This window comes from Streptomyces sp. NPDC107546 (assembly GCF_055639175.1).
In genome coordinates this window covers 1-10,443 of sequence record NZ_JBVKBA010000072.1, presented here as the reverse complement: position 1 = coordinate 10,443, position 10,443 = coordinate 1, and the positions used below count along the sequence as shown (strand labels likewise).

Genomic DNA, 10,443 nt, shown 5'->3' with positions numbered 1-10,443 from the left:
CCTACCCGGAATGTCCCTGCAGATCCCCTGGCCTGCTGGTATCACGGGCCGTCACTGTCCACACGAAGCGTCACCACCGGATGTGAGACAGGGCCGTTAAGTTGACACTCCCGGCTCATGCGTCAGGCCGGCTGGGCCAACATCGCCGCCGCAGTCGACCACTATCGGTCACACCCCGAGCACGCCACCGCGCTCCTCAAGATCACCTGCTGAGAACGCATGAGCCCTGCCTCAGAGTGCCGTGATCGAGCGGCCCGCCCAGGAAGGGGCCTCTTCCTTCAGCGCCGTCAGCCGCTCGAGAACGGCGTCGGGAAACGGTGTCGCTCGGCCGGCCTGCTGATCGACGTGAAGGGCGAGCAGTTCGATGGTGGCGATCGGGCCGGCACCCGGCTCCGGCTCTGCCGCCGGGTCCGGGACGACGTACATCTCGTGCGTCAAGCGTGCCTTCTTCCCGACCGCACCCAACACCCTTGTTCGCACAGCGAGTTGGGCGCCCACCGGCACATCCTGCACATAGCGTACGTGCGACTCGACCGTGTACATCGAGCATCCCGTGTCCTTGCGGTACGCGGCGTCCATCCCCGTGCGCTCCATCAGGGTGTCCGTCGCGAAACCGAAGACGAGGACGTAGAACGCCTCGCTCATATGGCCGTTGTAGTCGACCCACTCCGGGCGCACGGTCTCGAGGAACAGCGGGAGGCGGGGCCGGCTCATTCGGTCCCTGCCCCGGGCAGCCGGCCAGTTGCGCGCAGGACGGCGATGACGCCCCGATCGCGTTCGGCGACCAGGTCGGCGATCGTGCGGCCCTCGGCGGAGTCGTCGCAGCCGGAGACGACCGCGTCGTACAGCGCCTGGTCCAACTCCGGGGCCTCCAGCCGGGTCCATGGGGACTTCAGGGATGGCCCGAAGTGATCGAGCATATGGGCCATACCGCCCTCGCCGCCCGCGAGGGCGAAGGTGAGCATCGGTCCCATGACCGCCCAGCGCAGACCCGGGCCCTCGGTGATGGACTGGTCGATGTCGCGGACGGTCGCCTCACCGTTGGCGACCATGTGCAGGGCCTCGCGCCACAGGGCCTCCTGGAGACGGTTGGCGATGAAGCCGGGGACCTCGCGGTCCATGGTGATGACGGACTTGCCGGCCACCTCGTAGAAGCGGGTCGCCCAGCGCACCGCCTCCGCGTCCGTCCGCTCCCCGCCGACGACCTCGACGAGCGGGATGAGGTACGGCGGGTTGAACGGGTGGCCGACGACCAATCGACCGGGGGTGACCGCCTCGGTCTGCATGTCGGTCATCGGGTAGCCGGAGGTGGAGGAGGCGACGACGACTCCTGCGGGTGTGGCCGCGTCGAGCTTCGCCAGCAGTTCGCGCTTGAGGCCGAGCTTCTCCGGGGCGCTCTCCTGCACGAACTGCGCCTCGGCCACCGCCTCTTCGAGGGTGTCCGCCACGGTGAGGCGCTCCCTGCTCGCGCCGGACGCGAGGCCGAGCTGCTCGAGCGCGGGCCACGCGGCGTCGACGAGCCGTAGTAGCCGGGCCTCGGCGTCGGGGGCCGGGTCCCAGGCGGTGACGTCGTAGCCGCGGGCCAGGAAGTGGGTGACCCAGCCGCCGCCGATCACTCCGGCGCCGACGCATGCGACACGGCGTACGTCTTCCGGCCTGGGGATCGAACTCTCCGTCATCTGGCGCTCCTTGAAGTGGGGGACTGGCGGTACGCGGCTCGATGGCGTCCCGCCATGTGGTGTGGCCGATCAACAGACCGGGACTCGCAGGTCGCGTCCCGTGTGGCCGCCGGCGGGGACTCACCCGTCGTTCCGCAGCGGCGTTTCGCGGGCAGCGTGCGCCGGAGAGATGGGCGCAAGCCGAGGGCCGGATGGTGAAGCGCACTATCGCCTGCACCACTCGGCGGGACATGGCCCGCGGCTCAGCCTCGGGGCTTGAGTCCGAGCTTGAGACGGGCCTCGTCGGGAGTCGCGACCCGCGCCCCCAGGGCCTCGACGATGGTCACGGCTCGCTCCACCAACTGGGCGTTGGTCGCCTTGACGCCCTTGCCGAGATAGAGGTTGTCCTCGAGACCGACCCGGACATGTCCGCCGAGCAGCATCGACTGTGCCACCCACGGCATCTGCATGCGGCCCAGCGCGAAGCTCGCCCACTGGGCGCCATCCGGCAGCATGTTCACCATCGACTGCAGCACTCCGGGGTCGGCGGGTGCGCCCCACGGGATGCCCATGCACAGCTGGAACACGGTCGGATTGTCCAGCAGGCCCTCGGCGAGCAGTTGCTTGGCGAACCACAGGTGTCCGGTGTCGAAGATCTCCAACTCGGGCCGCACACCCAGTTCCTGGATGCGCCTGGCACCGGTGCGCAGCATGTCGGGTGTGGAGATGTAGAGGTTCGACCCGTCGCCGAAGTTGAGCGAGCCGCAGTCCAGGGTGCAGATGTCGGGCAGCAGATCCTCGACGTGCGGCAGCCGCTCCAGGCCGCTGACCAGGTCGGTGCCGGGCATCTGCCTGAGCGGCTTCTCGGGGTCGATGACCAGGTCGCCGCCCATGCCCGCGGTGAGGTTGATGACGACGTCGGTCCCGGTCTCCTTGATGCGCTCGACGACCTCGCGGTACAGGCGCGGGTCGCGGGAGGGCGCTCCGGTCCCGGGGTCGCGTACGTGGATGTGGACCGCGGCTGCACCGGCCTCGGCGGCCTGTACCGCGGAGGCGGCGATCTGCTCGGGGGTGACAGGGACGTGCGGGCTCTTGCGCACGGTGTCGCCGGCGCCGGTGAGGGCGCAGGTGATGACGACGTCCTGGTTCATGGTCGCGACGGTTCCTCTCGGGACGGAGGCAGGGGGCGACGGAAGAGACCTCGACCTTAGCCGCGCGGAGGCGGAAACCTCAAGACCTGGTTTTCATAATGTGGGCGAGCGTCGCACATAATGAACGTCCGGAGTTTCTCAGAGCGCCTGAGCCGCCTTCGCGATCTCGTCCGCCGCCGCCCGCGCGAGCGGTCCCAGCGTCGCGAACCGCGACTCGGGCACCCGGTCGTGCGGCCCCCAGATGCTGACCACCGCGAAGGGCCTGCCGCGGCTGCCGAACACCGGCGCGGAGACGCCGTACAGGTTCCGCTCCATCTCGCCCACGCAGACGCTGTATCCGCGCTCGCGCGTCTGCTCCAGTTCGGCCCGCAGCCGCGTGCGGTCCGTGACCGTGGTGTCCGTGTACGCCTCCAGCGGCCCGGCGAGCAGCGACTGCGCCTCCTCCTCGGGCAGCCAGGCCAGCAGTGCCTTGCCCGTCGAGGTGGCGTGCAGCGGCACCTGCCGGCCGAGCCACTTGGCGGCGAGCACCACCGGCGGGCTCACCTCGTCGATGTAGGTCAGCCCGAGTTGCTGGACCACCGCGAGATCGGCGGTCTCGCCGGTCTGCTCGCTGACCCGGCGCAGGGTGCCGTGGGCGCGGCGGATCAGGCCGTCGAAGCCGGCGACCGACGCCATCCGGGCGACCGCGAAGCCGACCGTGTAACGGTTGGTGACCGGGCTGCGCTCCACCAGGCCGAACTGCTCGAGTGTGGACAGCAGCCGCCAGGCCGTGGCGCGGTTGAGCCCACACCGCGCCGCCAGGTTTGAGGCCGTGTCACCGTCCGGCGCGCTGTCCGCCGTCGCCTGCAGCAGGATGATCGCCCGCTCCAGCGACTGGACCTTGCCCGAGGCCCCGCCCTGCTCGGCGGGCTGAGGGGATTCGTCTGCATGGACGGTGGGCTGGCCGTCGTCGGTGTGCTGGGCCTTCGACATGCGCTTGTCTCCCTCGGCTCTTGCGGTTCGGACAGCTGACGCCGAACGGCGCCGAGACTGTCCCCGGCGGGCGATCGGTGGCATCGGGCCAGGAATTTACCCCTTGACCTACCTGACCGTCGTCCCTATCTTCTCATCATCCGTGCGGCCATCGCGTTATGTGAACAACGGCTCGCGATCCGAAGGCGAGGCCAGCCCATGCCTGAGACCCATATCCCTCCCCACGCGATGACGCGCAGGGATCTCCTCCGCGGCGGAGCCCTCCTCGCCGCCACACTGCCGACCGCCGGCCTGCTGACCGCCTGCTCGACGACCCGAGTGGCCCCCACGAGCGGCAAACCGGTGCGCGGCGGCGCCCTGCGGGTCGGTGTCAGCGGCGGCAGCGCCAAGGACACCCTCGACCCGCACAACCCACTGTCCTACCCGGACCAGGCGCGCGTGGTGAACCTGTACGAACCGCTCTTCTACCGCGATGCCGAATACCGCCTGAAACCCTTCCTCGCCGAGTCCGTCGAACCGTCGAAGGACGGCAGGACCTGGCTCCTGAAGCTACGCCCGGGCGTCGAGTTCCACAACGGCAAGATCCTTGACGCGAACGACGTCATAGCGACCCTCCGCCGCATCGTCGATCCCAAGGCACCCACCGCCGGCGCCACCAGCCTCTCGATGATCGACGCGAAAGCCCTGCACCGCGTCGACGCCACGACCGTACGGATACCGCTGAAGTATCCGTACGCGCTCCTCGAGGACCTCCTCGCGCAGTACAGCCTCGGGATCGTCCCCGAGGACTTCGACCTGAAGCGGCCGGTCGGCACCGGACCCTTCAGGTACGAGTCGTTCGCGCCCGGCGACCGGTCCACGTTCAGCCGGTTCGGGGGCTACTGGCAGCGGCCGGCGTACCTCGACGAGCTGCACATCCTCGACTTCCCCGACGACACCGCGAAGATCAACGCTCTGCTGAGCGCGCAGATCGACGCCATCGACAACCTTCCGCCCGCCTACATAGGCATGATCAAGAAGCAGGGCGGACAGGTGCTGATCTCCGAGACCGGCTCCTGGAACCCCATCACCATGCGCGTGGACACCGCCCCCTTCAACGACGTGCGGGTGCGCCAGGCCTTCCGGCTCATCGTCGACCGGCCGCAGATGGTCAAGCAGGTCCTCGGCGGCCAGGGCCGTATCGGCAACGACCTCTACGCCCCTTTCGACGTCGCCCACGACCGGGACCTCCCGCAGCGCGAACAGGACCTGGGGCAGGCGAAGGCGCTGCTGAAGGCGGCCGGACGCGAGCACCTCACCGTGGAGCTCGTCACCTCCGGCGGCATCGGCTCGGGCTCCATCGAGGCCGCCCAGCTCTTCGCCGAGCAGGCCAAGGGCGCCGGAGTGAAGGTCAGGGTCCGTATCACAGACTCCGCCACCTTCTACGGCGACCGCTATCTCAGCTGGCCCTTCGCCCAGGACTACTGGTTCACCCGCAACTACCTGCCCCAGGTGGACGCCGGGTCCCTCAAGAGCTCCCCGTACAACGAAACACACTGGAACGATGCGGAGTTCAACACCCTCATGGACCGAGCCCGCCGCGAATTCGACGCGAGCACACGCAATGAACTTCTGAAAGCCGCCCAGCGGATCGAGTACGAGCGCGGCGGTCACATCATCTGGGGGTTCAAGAACCAGGTCGACGCCTACGCCGGCAACGTCACGGGCTTCACGCCCAATCGGAATCTCCCGCTCTCCAACTACGAGTTCCGCAATGTCTCGGTCAGCGGCTGAGGCCGCGGCGCTTCCCGCGACGGTCGGGTCCGCCCGACGCGACGACGCCCCTTCTGTCGTTCGCGCCTGGACCCTGTGGCTGCTGCGCCGAGTCGGACTCGCGCTGCTCACCCTCTGGCTCATCTCGCTGCTCGTCTTCACCGCGACCCATCTGCTCGGTGACCCCGCCCAGGCCATCCTCGGCCGGTCTGTCACCCCCGAACGCCTCGCCGCTCTCCGCGCCCAGCTCGGCCTCGACCACTCCGCCGTGCACCAGTACTTCTCCTGGCTCGGCGGCGTGTTCACCGGCGACTTCGGCACCTCGCTCGCGACCAAGGGGCCGGTGTCCACTCTGCTCGGCAGCAAGATCGTGAACAGCACCGTCCTGGTCGCTGTCTCCGCCGTGATCATCGCCCCGCTGTCCGCGCTGATCGCCCTATACTCGGCCCGCCGCCGCGACCGGGCCGCCGACCACATCATCCAGGTGGCCCTGTTGGGTACGGCCGCGCTCCCGGAGTTCGTGATCGGCATCCTCCTGGTGACCCTCTTCTCCACCGTCGTCCTCACCTGGCTGCCTTCGGTGGCCGTTTCCTGGACCGGCAGTCCCTGGACGGACCCGGTCGTGATGGTCCTCCCGGTGGCCACTCTGACGCTGGCCGTCGTTCCGTACGTCGCCCGCATCCTGCGCGCGAGCCTCATCGAGGTGCTGGAGAGCGACTACGTGGAGATGGCCCGGCTCAAGGGCGTGCCCGAGTGGAAGGCCGTCGGCCGGCACGCCCTCGGCAACGCGGTCGTCCCGGCGATCCAGGTCATGGCGCTCCAACTCGCCTGGCTCGCCGGGGGAGTCGTGGTGGTCGAGAGTCTCTTCCTTTACCCCGGGATCGGCACCGCCCTGGTCGACGCCGTGCGCAACCGCGACGTACCCGTGATCGAGGCGCTGGCCCTGCTGATCGCCGCGGTCTACGTCACGGTCAACCTGATCGCCGACATCCTGACCATTCTGGTGACGCCCAAGCTGCGGACGGGGGTGCGGTGATGGCTGCCGCTGTACTCGAAGTTCCGGTCCCTGTCCGTCGCGCACGACTGCGCGGGGCCCTGGCCTCCGGCCGCACCTGGGTCGGCATCCTGCTGACCGCGTTGGTGACGGCGGTCGCCTTCCTCGGTCCGCTGTTCGCCCCGCACGGCGAGAACGACATCGTGGGAGCGCCGTACTCCGACTCCGCGCCCGGCGCCCTGCTCGGCACCGACTACCTCGGCCAGGACGTCTGGAGCCGGCTGCTGGCGGGCGGCAACTGGGTCGTCGTCACAGCCGTGCTGGCCACAATGCTCGGCATGGTGCTGGGCCTCGCGGCCGGTCTCGCCGCGGGGTACGCACGCGGCTGGGTGGACGAGGTCGTCATGCGGGTCTGCGACGTGGTGCTCGCCTTCCCGCAGATCGTGCTCGTCCTGGTGCTCCTGTCGGTCGCGGGCCCCGAGCGGTGGCTGGTCGTGGTGGTCGTGGGCGTCTCGCACGCACCGCGCGTCGCCCGGCTGACCCGCGGCATGACGACCGGGCTCGCGACGCGCGAGTTCGTCCAGTCCGCCGAGGCGCTGGGCGAGAAGAGGTCCCGGATCCTCTTCGCCGAACTCCTGCCCAACATGTCGGCACCACTGCTGGCCGAACTCGGGCTCCGCCTCACGTACTCGGTGGGCCTGGTGGCCTCGATCGGCTTTCTCGGCTTCGCCTCCGACCCCAGCGCCGCCGACTGGGGACTGATGATCAACGAGAACCGGCTCGCCCTCGCCGTCCAGCCCTGGGCGATCCTCGCCCCCGTCCTCGCCATCGCGGTGCTCGCCCTGGGCACCAACCTCGTCGCCGACGGCATCGCCCGGGCGGCGGCCGGATCGGACCCGAGCAAGGGAGCCGGCTCATGACCACCCCGACCACCGACACGATCGCCCCCTCCTGCTCCGTCTCCGGCCTGCGCGTCGTGCTCGGACGGCACGGTCCGGACGTCGTCGACGACACCACCTTCGACGTCGCCGCGGGCGAGATACTCGCCCTGGTCGGCGAGTCCGGCAGCGGCAAGACCACCATCGCCACCGCCCTGCTCGCCCACACCCGGCGCGGCGCCCGCATCGACGCCGGCACCGTCGTCCTGGACGGCCGCGAACTACTGGGCGCCCCACCGGGTGAGGCCCGCAGGCGCCGCGGCTCCGAGGTCGCCTACGTCCCTCAGGACCCCGCCGCCTCCCTCAATCCCGTGATGCGGATCGGCCGCCAGATCCGCGAGGTGCTCGACGTCCACCACGCGGGCACCCTGGCCGAGCGCGACGCCCGGGTCCGCGAGGTGCTCACCGAAGTCGCCCTGCCGGACGACGACGAGTTCTTGCGCCGCTATCCGCACCAGCTCTCCGGCGGCCAACTGCAACGCGTCGCCATCGCCATGGCGTTCACGCTACGACCCCGGGTGCTGGTTCTCGATGAGCCGACCACCGGCCTCGACGTCACCACCCAGGCGCACGTCCTGGCCACCGTCCGCGACCTGTGCGCCCGGCACGCGGTAGCGGCCGTCTACGTCACCCACGACCTTGCGGTGGTCGCCGAGTTCGCCCACCGGGTCGCGGTGATGTACGCGGGCCGGATCGTCGAACTCGGCCCCCGCGAGCGGGTCTTCGAGGCTCCGGCCCACCCCTACACACGGGCCCTGCTCGCGGCCGTCCCCAGCGTCACCGAGCCACGCGTCCTCAGGGGCATCCCGGGCAGCACGCCCTCACCCGGCCGACGGCCGTCCGGCTGCCGGTTCCACGACCGGTGTGTGTTCGCTGAGCCGGAGTGCGGTGGACGGGAGCCGGAGCTCCTCACCATCGACCCGGCCGCCGGCACCGACGGAGTACTGGCCCGCTGCCGCCGCGCCGACCATGTCCGCGCCGAGCCCCTGGAGTTCACCGTCGCCGCACCGGCCGGCACCGGCGTCCGGCCCGAACCCGTGCTCACCGTGCGCGGCCTGACCGCCAGCTACGGCTCCCGGCCCATCCTGCACGGCATCGACCTGGAGATCGGCCGCAACGAGTGTGTGGCCGTCGTGGGCCAGTCCGGCAGCGGCAAGTCGACCCTCTCGCGCTCGGTCGGCGGACTCCACGAGGAGTGGCGCGGTACAGTCGCCTTCCAGGGCGAGCCCGTACCGCGCGGCGCCCGGCGGCGCAGCCGCGAGAGGCGCAAGGCGATCCAGTACGTCTTCCAGAACCCGTACCTCGCCCTCAACCCCCGGATGACGGTGGGCAGAATCATCCGCAGGCCACTGGAGCTGTTCGGCCTGGCCCACGGCGCGGCCGCCACCCGACGCGTGCACGAACTCCTCGGTCAGGTGATGCTCTCACCTGCGGTGCACGATCTGCGCCCGGACCGGCTCTCGGGGGGCGAACGCCAACGGGTGGCCATCGCACGTGCGTTGGCCTGCGAACCGGAACTGCTGATCTGCGACGAGGTGACCTCCGCCCTCGACGTCTCCGTCCAGGCGTCGATCGTCGCCCTGCTGGAGGAACTGCGGGCGAGCCGCGGCCTGTCGATGCTGTTCATCACCCACAACCTCGCCCTCGTCCGCTCCCTCGCGACCCGGGTGGCCGTGCTGGCCGACGGCCGGATCGTGGAGGAGGGTCAGACGGCCGACGTACTGGACCGCCCGCGGGCGGCATACACGCGACAGCTGCTGCAGGACACGCCCGGGCGATCCGACGAGCCCGTGGGGGAGGGTGCATGAGGGACGACAGCCTGGTCGAACCACAGCGCTGGTACCCCTGCTCCACGCAAGTCCCGGTCGCGGCGACGACCGCCCCATGGCCCACGGACGTACGGCCGTTGACGGCCCGCATCACGGGCGCCGGACGGACCATGGACCTCGTTGAATTCCTGTCCCTGACCCACACCACCGCGCTGGTCGTTATCGCGGACGGAACCCTCGTCCACGAGTGGTACGCCCCCGGCATCACCCCCGACGACCGCCTTCTCGGCAACTCGGCCACCAAGTCGGCACTCGCACTGCTGGTCGCCGAGGTGAAGGACCTGGAGACCGACGCGTTCGCGATCGACCATGTGCCGGAGCTCGCAGGCACCGGCTACCAGGAAGTGACAGTCCGTCACCTGCTCACGATGACCACCGGGGTGGACTGGGAGGAGGACCACCGCGACCCCACCTCGCCCGCGTCCCGGCTCACCGCCTGCGTCCGCGATGGCCGCGGTGAGCTGCGCGAACAGGTGCTCCGGACGCGGCCCGCCCGCGAACCGGGCACCTGCTTCAGCTACTGCACCGCCGACTCACTCGTCCTCGACTGGGTACGCGAACGTGCCACCGGTCTCGACTTCACCAACCATCTCTCCCGCCTCTGGCAGTCTCTGGGCACCGAACGCCCCGCCGTGGTCGGCCTTGACCCGAGTGGTGTCGCGATGGCAGGGGGAGCGGTCGCGGCGACGGCGCGGGACTGGGCCCGGCTCGGATGGCTGCAGATCGACGGCAGCTGGCGCGGCCGGCAACTCGTGCCGTTCGACCGGGTGGAGGCCGCATCTCGCCCGTGGCGGCCGTTCCTGGAGCCGGGCCGGCTGCCCAGCACCATCACCACGCACGCCGGATTCGGCCATCACTGGTGGCCCCTGGACCGGGCCGGGCAACAAGTGACCGCAGACGGGATGCGCGGGCAGTTCGTGTACGTCGACCGGGCCCGGCGCGTGGTGGTGGTGAAGACGTCGGCCTGGCCGCACGCGGACGCATGGGCCGACCGCCAGTACCGCGACCTCTGCTATCTCGCCCTGCCGGCCATCGCGGAGGCGGTACGTCCATGGTGACTCCTCCCCCGGCTGAAGCCGGGGGCTTCTCGCTATGCCGGGTTGGCGTCGCGACGGACCAGCCCGGCCCGTAGAACGTTCAGAGCACCCA

The 10,443-nt window shown here is 70.2% G+C and carries 9 protein-coding genes; 5 read left to right on the top strand and 4 right to left on the bottom strand.

Annotated elements, in window-relative coordinates; translation table 11 throughout:
- Positions 1–231: 231 nt before the first annotated feature.
- From ACZ7L1_RS38970 to ACZ7L1_RS38955, 4 genes are all read right to left on the bottom strand, one after another.
- Positions 232–714 carry a thioesterase family protein gene (locus ACZ7L1_RS38970; RefSeq protein WP_471444426.1) on the bottom strand — a complete coding sequence of 161 codons (483 nt, stop codon included), beginning with the start codon at positions 712–714 and terminating at the stop codon, positions 232–234.
- A complete protein-coding gene (locus tag ACZ7L1_RS38965) occupies positions 711–1,679 on the bottom strand; it encodes a 3-hydroxyacyl-CoA dehydrogenase NAD-binding domain-containing protein (protein ID WP_471444424.1) in 969 nt (322 codons plus the stop codon). The genes ACZ7L1_RS38970 and ACZ7L1_RS38965 overlap by 4 nt, the downstream gene beginning before the upstream one ends.
- 242 nt (positions 1,680–1,921) lie before the next feature.
- The gene (locus ACZ7L1_RS38960; protein WP_471444422.1) at positions 1,922–2,809 is read right to left on the bottom strand and encodes a beta-keto acid cleavage family enzyme; all 888 of its coding nucleotides are present in this window, start codon (positions 2,807–2,809) and stop codon (positions 1,922–1,924) included.
- Positions 2,810–2,947: 138 nt separating this feature from the next.
- A complete protein-coding gene (locus tag ACZ7L1_RS38955; RefSeq protein WP_471444420.1) occupies positions 2,948–3,781 on the bottom strand; it encodes an IclR family transcriptional regulator in 834 nt (277 codons plus the stop codon).
- 198 nt (positions 3,782–3,979) lie between these two features.
- Here ACZ7L1_RS38955 and ACZ7L1_RS38950 point away from each other — a divergent pair, with 198 nt between their 5' ends.
- The 5 genes from ACZ7L1_RS38950 to ACZ7L1_RS38930 are packed head-to-tail and all read left to right on the top strand — an operon-like array spanning position 3,980 to position 10,352.
- Entirely contained in the window at positions 3,980–5,554 is a 1,575-nt protein-coding gene (locus ACZ7L1_RS38950) for an ABC transporter substrate-binding protein (protein ID WP_471444418.1), read from the top strand.
- On the top strand, positions 5,535–6,569 hold the full coding sequence (locus ACZ7L1_RS38945; RefSeq protein WP_471444416.1) for an ABC transporter permease: 1,035 nt from the start codon (positions 5,535–5,537) through the stop codon (positions 6,567–6,569). Before ACZ7L1_RS38950 ends, ACZ7L1_RS38945 begins: the two co-directional genes overlap by 20 nt.
- A complete protein-coding gene (locus ACZ7L1_RS38940) occupies positions 6,569–7,447 on the top strand; it encodes an ABC transporter permease (protein ID WP_471444414.1) in 879 nt (292 codons plus the stop codon). Before ACZ7L1_RS38945 ends, ACZ7L1_RS38940 begins: the two co-directional genes overlap by 1 nt.
- Entirely contained in the window at positions 7,444–9,273 is a 1,830-nt protein-coding gene (locus tag ACZ7L1_RS38935) for an ABC transporter ATP-binding protein (RefSeq protein ID WP_471444412.1), read from the top strand. The genes ACZ7L1_RS38940 and ACZ7L1_RS38935 overlap by 4 nt, the downstream gene beginning before the upstream one ends.
- Positions 9,270–10,352: a serine hydrolase domain-containing protein gene (locus ACZ7L1_RS38930; protein ID WP_471444410.1), complete on the top strand. Its 1,083-nt coding sequence runs from the start codon at positions 9,270–9,272 to the stop codon at positions 10,350–10,352. The genes ACZ7L1_RS38935 and ACZ7L1_RS38930 overlap by 4 nt, the downstream gene beginning before the upstream one ends.
- Positions 10,353–10,443 lie beyond the last annotated feature (91 nt).

Excerpts from the sequence above, each read along its gene's own strand:
- ACZ7L1_RS38970 (WP_471444426.1), bottom strand. The coding sequence starts at position 714 with ATGAGCCGGCCCCGCCTCCCGCTGTTCCTCGAGACCGTGCGCCCGGAG.
- ACZ7L1_RS38965 (WP_471444424.1), bottom strand. The coding sequence starts at position 1,679 with ATGACGGAGAGTTCGATCCCCAGGCCGGAAGACGTACGCCGTGTCGCA.
- ACZ7L1_RS38960 (WP_471444422.1), bottom strand. The coding sequence starts at position 2,809 with ATGAACCAGGACGTCGTCATCACCTGCGCCCTCACCGGCGCCGGCGAC.
- ACZ7L1_RS38955 (WP_471444420.1), bottom strand. The coding sequence starts at position 3,781 with ATGTCGAAGGCCCAGCACACCGACGACGGCCAGCCCACCGTCCATGCA.
- ACZ7L1_RS38950 (WP_471444418.1), top strand. The coding sequence starts at position 3,980 with ATGCCTGAGACCCATATCCCTCCCCACGCGATGACGCGCAGGGATCTC.
- ACZ7L1_RS38945 (WP_471444416.1), top strand. The coding sequence starts at position 5,535 with ATGTCTCGGTCAGCGGCTGAGGCCGCGGCGCTTCCCGCGACGGTCGGG.
- ACZ7L1_RS38940 (WP_471444414.1), top strand. The coding sequence starts at position 6,569 with ATGGCTGCCGCTGTACTCGAAGTTCCGGTCCCTGTCCGTCGCGCACGA.
- ACZ7L1_RS38935 (WP_471444412.1), top strand. The coding sequence starts at position 7,444 with ATGACCACCCCGACCACCGACACGATCGCCCCCTCCTGCTCCGTCTCC.
- ACZ7L1_RS38930 (WP_471444410.1), top strand. The coding sequence starts at position 9,270 with ATGAGGGACGACAGCCTGGTCGAACCACAGCGCTGGTACCCCTGCTCC.